Annotated in this window: 19 protein-coding genes and 1 tRNA gene; 5 read left to right on the forward strand and 15 right to left on the reverse strand. The window is 69.3% G+C overall.

The features are described 5' to 3' along the window. Position 1: 1 nt before the first annotated feature. Positions 2 to 367 carry a universal stress protein gene (locus HNR24_RS09525; RefSeq protein ID WP_182495658.1) on the reverse strand — a complete coding sequence of 122 codons (366 nt, stop codon included), beginning with the start codon at positions 365 to 367 and terminating at the stop codon, positions 2 to 4. Between the two features lie 264 nt (positions 368 to 631). Between HNR24_RS09525 and HNR24_RS09530 the strand changes: the two genes are divergently transcribed. Genes HNR24_RS09530 through tctA form a run of 3 tightly spaced genes read left to right on the forward strand, consistent with a single transcriptional unit; the run spans position 632 to position 3,748 of the window. Beyond that, positions 632 to 1,648: a tripartite tricarboxylate transporter substrate binding protein gene (locus HNR24_RS09530; RefSeq protein ID WP_182495659.1), complete on the forward strand. Its 1,017-nt coding sequence runs from the start codon at positions 632 to 634 to the stop codon at positions 1,646 to 1,648. Beyond that, entirely contained in the window at positions 1,645 to 2,241 is a 597-nt protein-coding gene (locus tag HNR24_RS09535) for a tripartite tricarboxylate transporter TctB family protein (RefSeq protein ID WP_310735423.1), read from the forward strand. Before HNR24_RS09530 ends, HNR24_RS09535 begins: the two co-directional genes overlap by 4 nt. Position 2,242: 1 nt before the next feature. Then, a complete protein-coding gene (gene tctA, locus HNR24_RS09540) occupies positions 2,243 to 3,748 on the forward strand; it encodes a tripartite tricarboxylate transporter permease TctA (RefSeq protein WP_182495660.1) in 1,506 nt (501 codons plus the stop codon). A gap of 9 nt (positions 3,749 to 3,757) precedes the next feature. On the opposite strand, the gene HNR24_RS09545 is transcribed toward tctA, so the two are convergent. The 14 genes from HNR24_RS09545 to HNR24_RS09610 form a co-directional block, all read right to left on the reverse strand. Then, the gene (locus HNR24_RS09545; RefSeq protein ID WP_182495661.1) at positions 3,758 to 4,306 is read right to left on the reverse strand and encodes an AbrB family transcriptional regulator; all 549 of its coding nucleotides are present in this window, start codon (positions 4,304 to 4,306) and stop codon (positions 3,758 to 3,760) included. 13 nt (positions 4,307 to 4,319) lie between these two features. Further along, on the reverse strand, positions 4,320 to 4,868 hold the full coding sequence (locus HNR24_RS09550) for an AbrB family transcriptional regulator (protein ID WP_182495662.1): 549 nt from the start codon (positions 4,866 to 4,868) through the stop codon (positions 4,320 to 4,322). Positions 4,869 to 4,884: 16 nt separating this feature from the next. Beyond that, positions 4,885 to 5,718: a glycerophosphodiester phosphodiesterase family protein gene (locus HNR24_RS09555; RefSeq protein WP_058887952.1), complete on the reverse strand. Its 834-nt coding sequence runs from the start codon at positions 5,716 to 5,718 to the stop codon at positions 4,885 to 4,887. Next, positions 5,719 to 6,675 (reverse strand): Cof-type HAD-IIB family hydrolase, encoded by a 957-nt coding sequence (locus HNR24_RS09560; protein ID WP_058887951.1) that lies wholly within the window; start codon positions 6,673 to 6,675, stop codon positions 5,719 to 5,721. A gap of 4 nt (positions 6,676 to 6,679) precedes the next feature. Then, a complete protein-coding gene (locus HNR24_RS09565; protein ID WP_058887950.1) occupies positions 6,680 to 7,672 on the reverse strand; it encodes a carbohydrate kinase family protein in 993 nt (330 codons plus the stop codon). A 28-nt stretch (positions 7,673 to 7,700) separates the two neighbouring features. Next, the gene (gene moeB, locus HNR24_RS09570) at positions 7,701 to 8,942 is read right to left on the reverse strand and encodes a molybdopterin-synthase adenylyltransferase MoeB (RefSeq protein ID WP_058887949.1); all 1,242 of its coding nucleotides are present in this window, start codon (positions 8,940 to 8,942) and stop codon (positions 7,701 to 7,703) included. Positions 8,943 to 8,955: 13 nt separating this feature from the next. After that, positions 8,956 to 9,765: a thiazole synthase gene (locus tag HNR24_RS09575; RefSeq protein ID WP_058887948.1), complete on the reverse strand. Its 810-nt coding sequence runs from the start codon at positions 9,763 to 9,765 to the stop codon at positions 8,956 to 8,958. A gap of 12 nt (positions 9,766 to 9,777) precedes the next feature. Next, complete coding sequence (gene thiS / locus HNR24_RS09580) at positions 9,778 to 10,017, reverse strand: sulfur carrier protein ThiS (RefSeq protein WP_182495663.1); 240 nt, start codon at positions 10,015 to 10,017, stop codon at positions 9,778 to 9,780. Positions 10,018 to 10,134: 117 nt separating this feature from the next. Continuing rightward, positions 10,135 to 11,487, reverse strand: a complete 1,353-nt coding sequence (locus HNR24_RS09585; RefSeq protein WP_182495664.1) for an FAD-dependent oxidoreductase — start codon at positions 11,485 to 11,487, stop codon at positions 10,135 to 10,137. 2 nt (positions 11,488 to 11,489) lie between these two features. Continuing rightward, positions 11,490 to 11,560, reverse strand: a tRNA-Gly gene (locus HNR24_RS09590). A 115-nt stretch (positions 11,561 to 11,675) separates the two neighbouring features. After that, entirely contained in the window at positions 11,676 to 12,131 is a 456-nt protein-coding gene (locus HNR24_RS09595) for an Asp23/Gls24 family envelope stress response protein (RefSeq protein ID WP_058887945.1), read from the reverse strand. After that, positions 12,121 to 12,561 (reverse strand): hypothetical protein, encoded by a 441-nt coding sequence (locus HNR24_RS09600; protein WP_058887944.1) that lies wholly within the window; start codon positions 12,559 to 12,561, stop codon positions 12,121 to 12,123. The genes HNR24_RS09595 and HNR24_RS09600 overlap by 11 nt, the downstream gene beginning before the upstream one ends. After that, a complete protein-coding gene (locus tag HNR24_RS09605; RefSeq protein WP_058887943.1) occupies positions 12,554 to 13,063 on the reverse strand; it encodes a hypothetical protein in 510 nt (169 codons plus the stop codon). The genes HNR24_RS09600 and HNR24_RS09605 overlap by 8 nt, the downstream gene beginning before the upstream one ends. Then, a complete protein-coding gene (locus HNR24_RS09610; RefSeq protein ID WP_058888167.1) occupies positions 13,060 to 13,644 on the reverse strand; it encodes an RNA polymerase sigma factor in 585 nt (194 codons plus the stop codon). The genes HNR24_RS09605 and HNR24_RS09610 overlap by 4 nt, the downstream gene beginning before the upstream one ends. Positions 13,645 to 13,756: 112 nt before the next feature. Here HNR24_RS09610 and HNR24_RS09615 point away from each other — a divergent pair, with 112 nt between their 5' ends. Continuing rightward, positions 13,757 to 14,368 carry a malonic semialdehyde reductase gene (locus tag HNR24_RS09615; RefSeq protein WP_058887942.1) on the forward strand — a complete coding sequence of 204 codons (612 nt, stop codon included), beginning with the start codon at positions 13,757 to 13,759 and terminating at the stop codon, positions 14,366 to 14,368. A 168-nt stretch (positions 14,369 to 14,536) separates the two neighbouring features. Then, on the forward strand, positions 14,537 to 15,091 hold the full coding sequence (locus HNR24_RS09620; protein ID WP_058887941.1) for a type 1 glutamine amidotransferase domain-containing protein: 555 nt from the start codon (positions 14,537 to 14,539) through the stop codon (positions 15,089 to 15,091). The last annotated feature ends 104 nt before the right edge of the window (positions 15,092 to 15,195 follow it).

Here is a 15,195-nt window from a genome sequence, read left to right on the forward strand (position 1 = left end):
CTCAGCGGGGGTTCATGCCGGGTTTCACGCAGAGCACCGGGGTGTTGGCCTGCAGGATGATCTGCTGCGCCGCGGAGCCCATGATGAACTTGCTTGCCGGGGTGCGCTGCCGGATCCCGACCACGATCACCGAGGCCCCGGTGCGCTCGGCGGTGTCCAGGAGGTCCCCGATGCCGTCCTTGCCGCGCGCATCCGGCTGCGCGTAGCTCTGCTGGACTCCGGCCTCGGCGGCAGTCTGCGGGGAGGGCTGCTCTCCGCTGAGCCCGAAGTAGAGCAGCTCTTCACCGCGTCGCGCCGCCTCCTGGAGCGCGTAGGTGTAGGCGGCCTGCCCCTCGGCGGTGTCGGTGCCGGCGACGAGAACGGTCATCAGGTGCTCCTTGGAGATCGAAGGTGGGGTCGAGGCGTGAGTCGAGGGGGTGTCTGAGAAGGTGCGAATGCGGTGTCGAAGATCCGCGCGATCCGCTGCAGCGACCACGAAGTGGAAGTCTGACCTCGGAACTGCAAGAGCGCTGCCCGACCTGTGTAGGATACCGCCCTATGGCGTGACACCGGTCACTGGCGATCCGGTGCGCGCCGCACTACACGAGAGAGTCCGATCCGCAGTGACGCTGATCGGCGCCGAAGGGAACTGATGAGCCAGCAGGCCATACCAGATGCCGCACCGCCATCGCGCACCAAGAAGATCCTCACAGGGGCATTCGCCGTCGTCGCAGTGGGCTGCGTGGCGGCCGCCTCGTTCTTCTCCATCCAGTCCGCCTCCGGGGGCACCGATGTGCGCGGGAACATGACGCTGATCGCACCGGCGGCGGCCGGCGGCGGCTGGGACACCTTCCAGCGGGAGCTGCAGCAGAGCCTGCAGACCAACGATCTGGTCAGCAACGTCCAGGTCATCAACGTGCCCGGGGCTGGTGGCACCATCGCCATCGGCAACGTCGCACAGCTGCCCGAGGCGAACAACCTGATGGTCGGCGGCACCGGGCAGATCGCGGCCCAGATCCAGTTCGACACCCCCTCCCGGCTCCAGGACGTCACCCCGGTGGCCAAGGTGCTCGAGGAGTACGACATCGTCGTGGTTCCGGCCGATTCACCCCACGAGACCATGGGAGACCTGGTCGAGGCGTGGCAGCAGGACCCCAGCGGCACGCCGTGGACCGGCGGCGGCTCCTTCGACCAGCTGGTGATGACCGAGATCGCTCTGGTCTCGGACATCGCGCCCAGTGAGACCACCTACATCCCCTCCGACGGTGGCGGCGAAGCGATCCAGGCGCTGCTCAACGGGACCGCCGTCGCCGCCGCGGGCGGCTTCGCTGATATGTACCCCCAGGTCGAGTCCGGCCGGCTGCGGGTGCTCGGGGTGGCCGCCGAGGAGCGCCTCGACGGGGTCGATGACATCCCGACCCTGGCCGAGGAGGGCTACGACGTGACCCTGACCAACTGGCGGGCGCTGTTCGCCCCGCCCAGCGCCACCGACGAGGAGGTCCAGGCTCTGACCGAGGTGATCGACGAGGCCGTTGAGACCCCGGAATGGAAGGCCACCGTGGAACGGAACTACTGGCGCGAGGCGCCCCTGCAGGGCGAGGAGCTGGATCAGTACATCGCCGAGGAGACCGAGCGCATCGGCGGCCTGTTCGAGGAGATGGAACAGTGAGCGGCTCGATGCCAGCGTCCGCGGCGGCGCACGAGGAGCCCTCGGCCTCGGTGGGCTCCGGCGCGCCTGCCGAGAAGTCCGACCTGCCAGGCCCGGCCCCCGCCGGGGAAGGCACCTTCTGGTACGGGCGCTCCGGGCTGATCATGCCCGCCGTGATCGCCGGGTTCAGCCTCTACATCCTCATCGGGGTGGCGAGAATGGACGCCGGTGACGCCGATTTCCCGGGTCCGCAGTTCTTCCCCGGCATCCTCGGGGTGCTGGGACTGGTGCTGGCCGGGATCATCGCCCTGGGGGTGTTGCGGCGCCCTGAGCACCCAGAGAACGCGTCCGGGCGGTCCTGGCGGTTCCACTCCGACTTCACGGCACTGGGCTGGACGGTCGGGGGCTTCCTCGCCTTCGCCGTGCTGCTGCCCTGGCTGGGCTGGATCCTCGCCGGCGGGCTGCTGTTCTGGTGCGCCGCGCGCGGCTTCGGGTCCCGCCGGCCGCTCTTCGATGTGCTGGTGGGACTGTTCATGAGCTCCGTGGTGTACCTGGCCTTCGGGGTCGCGCTGGGTCTGAACCTGCCCTCGGGCATCCTGGGGGGCGGTTTTTGAGATGGAATCACTGTCACTGTTGATGGAGGGGTTCGCCGGTGCGCTGACCCCCATGAATCTGCTCTGGGTCGTGGTGGGGTGTCTGCTGGGCACCGCCGTGGGCGTGATGCCCGGCCTGGGCTCCTCGATGGCGGTGGCGCTGCTGCTGCCGATGACCTTCGCCCTGGACCCGACGGCGGCGTTCATCCTCTTCGCCGGGGTCTACTTCGGTGGGCTCTTCGGCGACTCGACGATGGCGATCCTGATGAACACCCCGGGGCAGGCCTCCGCGATCGCCTCGACCTTCGAGGGCCACCGGATGGCCATGGACGGGCGGGCACCCCAGGCGCTGGCCACGGCGGCCATCGGCGCGTTCATCGGCGGGATCATCGCCTCGGCGATCGTGGTGTTCTTCGCCCCCACCTTGGCGGAGCTCTCCCGCTACTTCGGGCCGGCCGAGTACTTCGCGCTGGCGGTGTTCGCGTTCATCGCGACCTCTTCGGTGGTCTCCGACTCGGTGCCCAAGGGTCTGGCATCTCTGGTGCTGGGCCTGGGCATCTCCACCGTGGGCATCGACGCGGTCACCGGGACCCAGCGCTTCACCATGGGAGCTCCGCAGCTGTTCGAGGGAATCTCTCTGATCACCGTGACGGTGGCGATCCTGGCGCTGGGCGAGGTGTTCTACGTGGCCTCGCGGGCGCAGCGGGATCGTCGGGACCTGAAGACCCGGTCCGCCGGGCGGCCCTGGCTGAAGTGGGCGGAGTTCAAGGAGGCGGCTCCTGCCTGGGGCCGCGGCACCGCGATCGGGCTGCCGTTCGGCGTGATCCCGGTGGGCGGCTCCGAGGTGCCCACTTTCATGGCCTACGACGTGGAGCGCCGACTGGACCGGCGGCGTCGGTTCCCGATGTACGGCAAGGGCGCCATCCGCGGCCTGGCCGCCCCGGAGGCCGCCGGGAACTCGACCACCGGCATGGCCATGGGGGCGTTGCTGGCCCTGGGGCTGCCGGTCTCGGCGACCGCGGCGATCATGCTCGCCGCCTTCCGGCAGTACGGCCTGCAGCCGGGGCCGCTGCTCTTCGACCGCAACCCCGATCTGGTGTGGGCGCTGCTGGCGAGCTTCTTCATCGCCATGGTGGTGCTGCTGATCATCAACCTGCCCTTCGCGCAGCTGTGGTCGAAGCTGCTGCTGATCCCGCAGCCCTATCTCTACGCCGGCATCACCTTGTTCTGCGGGCTGGGGGTCTTCGCCACCTCGGGGCGGGTCTTCGACCTGCTGCTGCTGCTGGGCATCGGCGTGCTCGGCTTCGGGATGCGACGCTACGGCTATCCCCTGGCCCCGCTGATGATCGGCATGGTGCTGGGGCCCCTGGCCGAGACCTCCATCCGAGACGCCCTGCTGTCCTCGGACGGCGACTACGCGGCACTGATCGACAGTCCGATCACCTGGTTCATCTACGGTCTGCTGGCCCTGGTGCTGGCGTTCACCGTGCGTGCCGCGGTGCGCAAGCGCAGTCGCCAGGACATCTGAACCGGTGGGCTAGGACGGGTCCGGCTCGGCCCCGTCCTGCCCGGTGACCCAGCGTCGCTGGATCCGCACGGCGGCCCAGAGCACCAGGGGAAGGCTGAGCAGCACGGTGAAGAGCCGCACCATATGAGCACCGATGATCACCGCGCCGTCATGGCCCAGCGCCACCCCGGCGGTCACCATCTCCCCCACACCGCCTGGCATCAGCGAGAGCATCGCCTCCGCCGGGTCGAGGATGCCTAGCACCGCGAACATCCAACCGAAGAGCACACCCGCCGCGAGGACGGCCCCGACGGCCAGGGTGCCGGGGGCGAGGAAGCGTCTGAACTGGGCGAAGGTGTCCGGGGCGATCGTGGCGCCGATGGCCGTGCCCACCAGCAGCTGGGCGAAGAGCACGATCAGATCCGGGACCTGCACCGCCAGGCCGAAACCGAGGTTCACGGCAGCGGCTCCCACCAGACCGCCGGTGATCGGCCACAGCGGGATCCGACACCCGCGGAAGATCAGCGCGGCGGCGGCTGACCCGGCGATCACCGCGAGCAGTGCGGGCAGCTCCGTCATCGGGTCACCGTCCTCATGAGAGCACCAGCAGCAGGATCGGCAGGATCACCAGCACCAGGGAGAAGAGCCGGACCGCGTGGACGCTGAGCACCACCGCGACCTGCGCGCCCTTGTCGATCGCGATCGAGGTCACCTCGGCGAGCCCTCCCGGAGTCACCGCCAGCACTGCGGTGACCGGGTCCACCTGGTAGCGCGACATCAGCACGGTGATGAAGATCAGGTTCAGCGCGGTCAGACCCAGATAGGCCAGCACGACGGGCAGGGCGATCGCCGCGGTGTTCAGCAGCGAATCCACGGTGAGCAGGACCCCTGCGGCGAGACCGACGGTGACCAGACCGATCTGGCGTGCCAGGATCGGCAGTCGCGCGGGTTTCATCCGGCGGGTCCAGGGTTGGTTGACCAACGCCGATCCGATGATGCTTCCGATCAGCATCCCGGCGGGGATCCCGAGGAGCTCGAGGGCGGAGCCGACGCTCACCCCGCCCAGCAGCAGCTTCCCGACCCCCCACAGCCGCAGCCATCGGGACTCAGCACCCTGGGACTGAGCACCCCGGGCGGTCACGACTTCCTCGCCCGGCTCAGCGCTGCGGCCAGACGGAGCGTTCTCGCATGACCTCGGCGAGCGCCTCGGCGTCGTCGGTCATCAGACCGTCCACTCCCATGTCCAGCAGCTCGTGCATCTGACGGGGATCGTCCACCACCCACACGTGGACCTGCAGCCCCGCCCGGTGACAGCGCTGGACGAAGCGTGGCGTCACGACGCGAAGCCTGCCCTGGGAGATCGGGACCTGGACACAGTCGATCTCGGTGAGGCGCCCGGTGAGCCGGCCCAGCAGCCCGAGCGGTCCCAGCAGCACCAGCAGCGCGGTCACGGTCCAGCCGCCCGAGGTCGCGATCGGTCGGGTGAGCCGGCGCCGCACGTGGTGCCGGCGGGCATCGTTGAAGCTCGCGGCGAGCACCCGGTCATGCGCCTGATGCTTCTCGATGAGCCGCACGAACTCTTCCACCGCGGCCGCGTCCTTGAGGTCCACGTTGAGGTGCACGTCCTCGAAGGCGCTCAGCAGCTCCTCGAAGCGCACCATCGGTTCGGCCAGCTCGCCTTCGGCGCCGACGCGCAGCCCGGCGAGCTCTTCCCAGGTCTTCTCGCTCACGGGGCCGCTGCCGGTGGTGGTGCGATCAAGCTCTTCGTCGTGGAAGACCACCAGGGTCCCGTCGGCGCAGGTGCGCACGTCGACCTCGAGGTAGCGGAATCCCAGCTCCACCGCCCGGCGGAAGGCGCCCATGGTGTTCTCCCGGCGCGGATCCGCGCCTCGGTGGGCGAAGGCCAGAGGCCGGTGGTGCAGCGGGCCCGGGCGGGTGTTCAGCAGGTACGCCACGTCCCGGTAGGGGTGCCGACGGTAGGGCCGGGCCATCTAGAGCTCCCCGGTGAGCAGCTTCTCGATCACCTGCGCGACGCCGTCCTCGTCGCAGGAGGCTGCGGTGTGATTCGCGGCCGTGCGGGCCAGCGGATGGGCGGATCCGACGGCCCAGGAGGTCCCGGCCCAGCGCAGCATCTCGATGTCATTGGGCATGTCCCCGAAGGCGATCACGCGTTCCCGCTCGATCTCCAGGGACGCGGCGTAGCGGGCCAGGCCGGCGGCCTTGTTCACCCCGGGGGCGGAGAGCTCCAGCAGGCTGATCCCCGGTGCCGAGTGCGTGACGGTGAGCAGGTCGCCGACCTTTTCCTGGACCCGGCCGAGGAACTCATCCGGGGCCATGGTGTCGGTCTTGCACAGCAGCTTGACCACCCGGTCGGTGACATGGGCGCTGGTGACATCGCTGCCCGGGGTCTGCGCCGCGTCGGTGAGCCCGTCACGTTCCAGGGTCTCATCCAGGGGCCCGAGACGCAGGTCCTCCTCCGTGACGCCGGCGGCCCGGCGGCGGTCCTCCTCGAAGAACAGCGAGCCGGCGATGAAGGGCTCCTCCATGTGCAGGTGCTGCAGGGTCTCTGCGGCGAAGGAGGCTTGCGGATCGATCTGGGCGATCATGTCCTTCACGCTGAAGAGCGCCTCGGCGTTCAGCGCGGACTCGTGGATCAGCCGGTCCGCGGCGAGGTCATAGATCACCGCACCGTTGGAGGCGATCACGGTGCCCAGGGCGCCGAGGGTCTGGCTGATGTGCTTGAGCCAGCGCACCGGCCTGCCGGTGACCAGCACGACCTGGACCCCGGCCGCCTGGGCCGCCTGGAAGGCGTCGACGGTGCGGGTCGAGACGGAGCCGGAGTGGGTGTGGGTGTAGCTGAGGATGGTCCCGTCGATGTCGCTGGCGATCAGGTGGACCGGGCCTGCGGCGAGCGAGGGGACGAGGGCGCGGGAGGAGAGCTCGGTCATCGGCTCAGCTCTCGAGGGCCTGGGTGAGCTCCTCTGCGGTGGGCGGCTGGGCGCCGAATCGCGAGGAGTTGATCGCGGCGGCGCGCGCGGCGGTGCGCAGCACGGTGCCCAGCTGTTCGGTGCTGATCTCGCGCAGCGCGGCTCGTCGTGAAGCGCCGAGCAGGTGCATCCCGCGCAGCGTGGAGAGCGTGGCGGCCATGAAGGAGTCTCCGGCGCCGACCGTGTCGGCCACTTCGATGGAGAAGGCCTCCTGCTCGGCGAAACCTGCCCGGGTCAGTCCCATCGCCCCTGAGGGTCCGCGGGTCACGGTGACCAGGGCGGGGCCCATCTCGAGCCAGGCCTCCATGGTCTCGCGGTGGCTGCGCTCGGGGTAGAGCAGGTCCAGATCATCGGTGGAGGCCTGGATGACGTCGGCCCGGGCGATGAACTCCTCGGCCTGGCTGCGGGCCTCTTCGCGGTTGGGCACCAGCGTGGGGCGGTAGTTCGGGTCATAGGAGATGGTCGCGACCGTCCGTGCCCGGTCCAGCACGCCCTTGACCGTCTCGGCGCCGGGCTGGAGCATGGCCCCGATCGACCCGGTGTGCAGGTGCTCCAGCGGGCCGGACTCGGGGGCAGCCTCTGCCGCGGCGTCGGGCTTCGCCTCCCGGGCCAGGTCGCAGAACTTCTGCTCCAGCTCGGCGGCGCTGGGAAGCGTCCAGTCCAGGGTGAACTCGTAGCTGGCCTGCCCGGTGGGGTCCAGGGTGGCCCGAGCGACGGAGGTCGGGGAGGCGTCGGCGTCGAGCAGGGCGGTGATGCCCTGGGCGCGCAGACTGCGCGCGATCATCCGTCCGTAGTCATCGTCCCCGCGGCGACCGGCGAAGACCACGTCGTGCTCCAGCCGGGCGAGCCCGACCGCGACGTTGAACGGCGATCCCCCGACGTGCGCCTTGGGGGCAGATGTCTCCGAATGGACGACATCTACCAAGCATTCACCGATGACCGCCAGGTATGCACTCACCCCACTAAACTACCGCACCCCGCGAGGCTCAGAGCTGTTTATAAAGTTCGTAGCCTCCGATGAGGTTGCGCAGCTGCGCCTGCGGGTGGCGCCGGCGCAGCACTTCCAGCGCCTGCCGGGAACGGACCCCGACCTTGCAGTAGAGCACCACGGGCTTCTCCGCGCCGGCGTCGAGACCGGCGACCCCGGCGTCGTCCTGGTGCAGCGTCCCCAGCGGGATGTTCACCGCACCTTCGATGGTGCCCAGCTGGTGCTCCCAGGGCTCCCGGACGTCCACGATGCCGCCGATGCGCCCAGCCTCCATGAGCGCCCGGAGCTCCCGGGGTGTGAGCTCATCGGCCAGCTTGGGGTCCCCGGTGAAGGGGTTGAAGTCGAGGTCCTCGACGGCGTCCGGGGCGGGCTCCGAGGCCGGGTGCGGTTCGGCCGCCGGTGACGTTTCATCCGCAGGGTGCGGTGCAGCCGCGGGAGCCTCGGGGCTGAACCCGCCCAGTCCGGTGACGTCGGCGCCGATGCTGGTCACCGGGACTCGATCCGGGTCCGGGTGCAGGCTGACCTCGCGGAAGCTGGCGTCCAGCGCGTCATAGATCAGCACCCGTCCCAGCAGGCTGCGACCGATCCCGGTGAGGAACTTGATGGTCTCAGTGGCCATGATGGAGCCGATCACCCCGGGCAGCACGCCGAGCACGCCGGCCTGGGCGCAGGTGGGGACCTCCCCGGCGTCGGGGGCTTCGGGGTAGAGGTCGCGATAGGTGGGTCCGTGTCCGGCCCAGAACAGGCTGACCTGCCCGGCGAAGCGCAGGATCGAGCCGGAGACCATGGGCTTTCCCGCGATCTCGCAGGCATCGGCGACCACGTAGCGGGTCGCGAAATTGTCCGAGCCGTCCACCACGATGTCCGCCTCGGCGATGCGTTCCAAGGCGTTGGCGGCAGTGATCGGTTCCCGGTGTTCGTGGATGACCACCTCGGGGTGGAGTCCGCGCATCGCCGCAGCGGCGGAGGCGGTCTTGGGCTCACCGATGCTGGTCTCGGAGTGGATCACCTGGCGGTGCAGGTTGGAGCGGTCGACGACGTCGTGGTCGATCACCTCGATGGTGCCGACCCCGGCGGCGGCCAGGTAGGTCAGGATCGGTGCGCCGAGACCCCCGGCGCCGATGACCGCCACCCGGGAGTTCAGCAGCTTCGCCTGGGCCTCGATGCCGAAGCCGTCGAGGGAGAAGTGCCGCTGGAACCGTTCCATCTGGGTGCGGGAGAACTGGGAGAGATCATTCATCGTGGCAGCTTCCTCAGGTGAGTTCGTCGATCGGGGCGATCCGGCCGTCAAAGGCGGAGGAGGCCTGGGCGTGCTCGCGCCGCGGGATCCGGCCGGAGCGGGCGGAGAGGTAGCCGGCGTGCACGGCCAACCGCATCGCGGTGGCCATCTCGGTGGGGCGCTGCGCGCGGGTCACCGCGGAGGCGACCAGTACGGCGTCGCAGCCGAGCTCCATGGCCAGTGCGGCCTCGGAGGCGCTGCCGATCCCGGCGTCCAGGACCACCGGGATGCTGGCCCGGGAGGTGATCAGCTCGATGTTGTGCCGGTTCAGGATGCCCAGACCGGTGCCGATGGGCGCACCCAGCGGCATCACCGCCGCGGCGCCGGCCTGTTCCAGGCGCAGCGCGACGGCCGGGTCATCGGAGGTGTAGACCATCGGGATGAAACCGCGGTCGGCCAGCTGCTCGGTGGCCTCCAGGGTCTCGATCACATCGGGGAGCAGCGTGTGCTCATCGGCGATGACCTCCACCTTGATCAGGTCGGTCTCCAGCGCCTCGCGGGCCAGCTCGGCGGTGAGCACCGTGTCCTTGACCGTGTAGCAGCCTGCGGTGTTGGGCAGGATGTCGATCCCGAGCCGCTCCAGCATGGAGAACACCGAGGTCTTGGTCTCCGGGCTGTATCGGCGCATCGCGACCGTGGTCAACGTGGTTCCCGAGGCCAGCAGGGCGCGTTCCAGCGCATCGAGGTCGGTAATGCCGCCGGTGCCCATGATCAGGCGGTTGGCCAGGGTGTAGCCGGCGATCTCGAGGGCGGGCAGATCTGCTGCGGGCGATGGTGTGGTCATGAGGCTCTCTTCTCAGCCGCCTTGCACGGCGGTGACGATCTCGATCTCTTCGCCCCCGGTCAGGGTGGTCGCGGCCCAGCGGCTGCGCGGGACGACGGCGGCGCCGATCGCGACGGCGACGCCGAGCCTGCCGCCGTCGGCGGGGGTTCCGTCGAAGTTCAGGGCGCGCCCGGTGGTCTGCGCGACGGCGTCCACCACCGTGGCCTGCTCGGGCAGCTTCACGTGTTCTTCATTGATGCGGACGGTGAGCATGGTTCTCCACGTCATCTGGTGCGGGTGGTCTTGGCACAACACGGCGCGGGCCAGGTGTGTTCCTGGTCCGGTGCAGGCCTCGGGCCAGCGAGTGCGGGCCGGGACCAGTCTAGTGAGTCAGTCCTGGTGCCGGGTGAGCCGCATGCTCGCCAGCAGCTGGCGGTCCTGAGCGCTGAGCCTTTCGGCCCGGTCGCCGGTCGGCTCTAGCGGCTCTGACGGCCCTGGGCTCTGCAGTTCGGAATCCGGCAGCGCGGGATCCTGGGGCTCAGGATCCTGCAGCGCGAGATCCTGAGGAGCAGCGTGCAGCAGCGCGGCACCGAGCCTGGCGGCCAGCGGGGCGAGCAGGATTCCGTGCCGGGAGTACCCGGTGGAGACCACCAGTCCCGGGCGCAGCTGTCCCAGGTAGGGCCGCTCGTCAGGGGTGCCGGGGCGGGCACGGGTGGTGACCTCGGTGAGCTCCATGTCCTTGACCCCTGGGAGCACGGCGACGGCGTCAGTGAGCAGCTCCTGGACGGATCCGGCGTGGGTGCCGGTGAGACCGTCCTCCCGGGAGGAGGCGCCGATCACCAGTCCCCCGTCGGCGCGCGGGACCAGGTAGACGGAGCGGCCGTTCACCTTTGCTCGGACCGTCGCGTCCAGGATGTGGGACTCCCCGGGCATCAGCTGGGCCGGGGTGACCTGCAGGCGCAGCACATCCCCGTGGATCGGACGCAGATCCAGCGGGCAGGTCTCTGGAAGCCCGGTGATCTCGGGGTAGCCGAGCCCGGGGATGAGCAGCACGGAGTCGAAGCGGTGCGCCGCGCCGTCGTCGGTGGTGACGCTGAAGCGCTGCCCCGGTCTTCCGCGCTCCCCGGGCGGGGCTGCGGCAGCGGACTCCTCGACAGCAGACTCCTCGACCGCGGTGACCGTGGCGGTGAGCCATCGGACCGGGGCTCCGGCCTCGGGGAACTGCTGCGCGTCCAGCTCCGTCTCGAGGGCGGCGCGGGCGGCGGCGACGAGCTGGCGCGGATCGATCTGGTGGTCGCTGGGGACATCCCATCCCTTCGAGAGCCCCGGGGCGAGGCCCGGCTCACGACGGCGCAGAATGGAGCTGGTCAGCGCGGTGACCTCCATACCGTGCTCGCGCTGGAGAACTGCCAGCTCGGCCACGGCGTCACGGTCGGAGCGGTCGGCGGCGATGAGCAGCGTGCCGTTCTCGCGATAGCCGGTGGGCACGTCAGTGGCGCGGGAGAGCGTGGCGAGGAACTGCGGGTACTCCGCACGGGAAGCCGTCATGATCGGCCAGAGATCGTCCTGACCGTATTGGACCTCGCTGATCGGGGCGAGCATGCCGGCGGCGGCCCAGGATGCGTCCTGGGCGATGCTTGGAGAGATGACGGTGACGTCACAGCCGGTCAGACGCAGCTGCCAGGCGGTCAGCAGACCGATCACGCCGGCACCGATCACTGCGGTGTTCGCCCTGGTGTTCACAGAGCGGGCGACGGGAATCGAACCCGCGTCGTCTGCTTGGGAAGCAGAAGCTTTGCCATTAAGCTACGCCCGCATCTGGCCTGTTCCGGCCAGGCTTCGAGGTTACCAGGTGCGCCGAGTTCGCGCGCACACCCGGACGGACCTGGCCCGCGACACTCAGCCGGGAGCAGCGCCAGGGGTCCGGGCGTTCAGCGCAGCGCCCGGTCGACTTCCCCGGGCGGTTCCTCGTCACCGGGAATGAGGACATCGGCGACCGTGATGTTGACCTCGACGACCTGAAGCCCGGTGCCATGTTCCACCGCTTGGACCACCTCCCGGCGGATCTTCCCGGCGACGTTGACGATCGGGGCCCCATAGTCCACGATGACGATCAGATCCACGGCCGCCTGCCGCTGACCGGTCTCCACTGCGACCCCGCCGCCAGCCTGCGTGCGAGAGCCCGGAATCCGCTCGGAGAGCGCATCGAAGGACCGGCGTGCGGCGCTGCCCAGGGCGTGGACCCCGGGCACCTGGCGGGCGGCAAGTCCAGCAAGCTTGCGCACCACGATCTCCTCGACCGTGGTGACGCCACGATCGGTGACCAGCGGACTCGGCGCGCTCCCGGGCGCTGAGGCAGCAGCGGTGGCAGCGCCCTCAGCGGGCATCGGAGACACCCATCACGCGCACCCTGACCTGCACTGCTTCCGCACCCGCACCGGCGGGCAGCTCCTGATGCATCAGCGACTGGATCGCGGCGTTGACATCATCGACCACGACGCCGGCAGGGCGGCTGCCGTCGGTGTAGAGGTCGACGTAGACGACGACGCCGGCGGGCTCCCTGACGATGTCCACCCCGGTGGCGGGCGTCGCGTCGGCTTTGAGCAGTCGCTGCGCGGCGGCGGTGAGCACCTGCCGGAAGCTCGGCACCAGGCGCGCCACTCCCGGGACGGAGGAGACCGACTCCACGACCGCGGCTTCCAGGGCTGAGCGGTCACTGTGCCCAGCACTGTCCCGGGGTGCCTCAAGGCCCTGGGTTTCACCGCCGTCCTGTGGTGCGCCACCGTCCTGGGCAGCCCCGCCGGTGATCTCACTCATCGTGGATGTCCTCTACGACCAGATCCACATACCCGGCTCGCACGCCGATGATCAGCTCGATCCGTTCTGCGATCCGAGCACGCAGCCGCGGAGCGAACTCGATCAGCGACTGTCCGGCAGACATCGTGAAGGTGACTCGCAGGTCGAGCGGGGCGCCCGGCGCGCTCTCCGAGAGGACCTTGACCCTGCGGGCGCGCAGGCCAGGCTCCGCGTCCACTGCGGCGCGGACCTGAGCGCGCAGTGAGGCGGTGGTCATGGCGTAGGGAAGACCAGCAGAGGAGTACAAGGAGGTGCTGGGCCCTCGAGCCGCCTCGTCCTCGACGATGCTCATGATGCGAGCCTTCAACCCGGTGAGCTCCTCGCCGGCGGCGGTCTCGGTGCGGCGGTAGTCATCGACCACGGTGCGCAGCCGGTCATAGCTCTCCAAGGCCTGCGCCTCGCTGATGTCATCGAAGACATCCTGATCTGCGGGTTCGCGCGGGTCTGAGGGCGGCTGTGTCATGCCCATCCTTTCATTCCCTCGACGATGGCCAGGCGTGCGCGATGAATCCGTCCTCGCACGCTCCCTTCGGTCACGCCCAGCACCTCGGCGATCTCGGCGTAGGACTGGCCCTCGATCTCGTAGAGCAACCAGGCGATCCGCTGCTCCGGGGAAAGGGTGACCAGCACCCGATCAAGCTCCCGCACAGCGGCGGAGGTCTCCGCCCGCTCCTCCACCGAGGGACCTGTCGCTAATTCTTCCACCATGTCGGCAGGATCAACAGCCTCAGTTCCGCGCGAGCGACGACGCCGCAGGAGATCCAGGCAGCCATTGCTGGCAAGCCGGAAGACCCAGGCCTTGAACGCCGAGGGCTCATCGAGTGAGTCCAGTCGGCGCCAGGCCGTGAGGAACGTGTCCTGAACGATGTCCTCGGCGTCGGCGCGATGGCGCAGCATACGGATGCAGAGTCCGAGCAGTCGGGATTCGTAACGGTCCACGAGCTGCTCGAATGCCACCAGATCACCGTCCTGGGCGCGAGCGACAAGCGTGACCTCATCGGGACCGGAGGAATCTGCCCCGGCGCCGGTGGTCTGGCGTGACATGGGCTCGTAGTACACAGGCTCCGGGGAAGAACTGCGCAGGCCTCGACGTTGCTGTTCAGTGATGCCGCACGCGGCACCTGCACGCACACATCGACAAGTACGAGGAGCCCTCATGCCCACGGCGACTGCACCAGTGGACCGCCAGACCATGCACCAACTCTTCGAGGGTCGCCACACCACGCACCTCTTCTCGGAAGGGACCGTGGACCTGGAGCTGATCCAGCAGGCCTACGAGGACGCCCGCTGGGCCCCGACCTCCATGAACTGCCAGCCGATGCGCCTGACGGTGCTGGGCCCCGGGGAACGGCGCGACGCCGTCGTCGGACATCTCAAAGGCGACAACGGGGAGAAGACCTCCGCCGCACCGATCAGCGTGGTGCTGGCGTACGACCCGAACTGGCACGAGCACATGCCCACGCTGTACCCGCAGATGGACGGGCTCCGGGAGAAGTTCGCCCCGCGGGTCGAGTTCCGCGAGAAGATGGGCCGCGACAACGCCTATCTGCAGGCCGGGTACTTCATCCTGGCGCTGCGCGCGGTCGGGCTCGACGTCGGTCCGATGGGAGGACTCGACCCCGAGGGCGTAGACACCGAGGTCCACGCTGAGACCGGCTGGCAGACCCTGATGGTGCTCAACCTGGGACACGGCCCCAGCAGCGACGAGGCCGCCCAGTACCCGCGCGGCGAGCGGTTCGAGTTCGACCAGGCCTCCCAGGTCCTCTGACCCCGCATTTCGCTGGTGCATCCAGTGTGCACATCAGCAAGACAGCAGTCGGTCTTCAGCGCGCGCACAGGAAGCACCCTGGGACCGATCAGCGCTGCGCATTAGATTCCACAGGTGCAGATGACCCTGACGGGCCTGACCTGACCATCGATCACGAGGAGCATCATCATGGCTGAGAACACCCCCCAGATCACCGGAAAGAACATCGCTCTGCTGGTCACCGACGGCGTGGAGCTGCCTGAGCTCAGCGAGCCGATCGCCGCCATCAAGGCGGCCGGCGGGACCCCCAGCATCGTCTCCCCGAATGAGGAGTCGCTGCAGGCGATGGAGGGCGACTGGAAGCACTCGGAGCACTTCGACGTCGATGTCCAGCTGAGCACCGCCTCCGCCGGGGACTTCGACGGGCTGATCCTGCCCGGCGGCACCCTGAACGCGGACAGCCTGCGGATCGACAAGGCCGCCCAGCGCTTCGTCTCGGCGTTCTTCGAGGCGAAGAAGCCGGTGGCAGCGATCTGCCACGGCCCGTGGATCCTCACCGAGATCGACCAGGTCAAGGGTCGCCGGGTCACCAGCTTCCCGTCCCTGAAGACGGACCTGACCAACTCCGGAGCCGAATGGGTGGACGAGTCCGCCGTCGTCAGCGAGGGTCTTGTGACCTCACGGACTCCCGATGACCTCGATGACTTCAACCACGCGTTCCTGACCCTGGTGGCACAGGGCTGAGCCGAACGCCCCACTGACCGGCCCCGGGCCGGATCCATCACGACAAAGCGGTCAGGACCCGAGAGGTCCTGGCCGCTTCTGCGTGCTCGGGGCCGCCAGTACGG

The organism is Nesterenkonia sandarakina (assembly GCF_014138825.1).
Lineage (GTDB): Bacteria > Actinomycetota > Actinomycetes > Actinomycetales > Micrococcaceae > Nesterenkonia > Nesterenkonia sandarakina.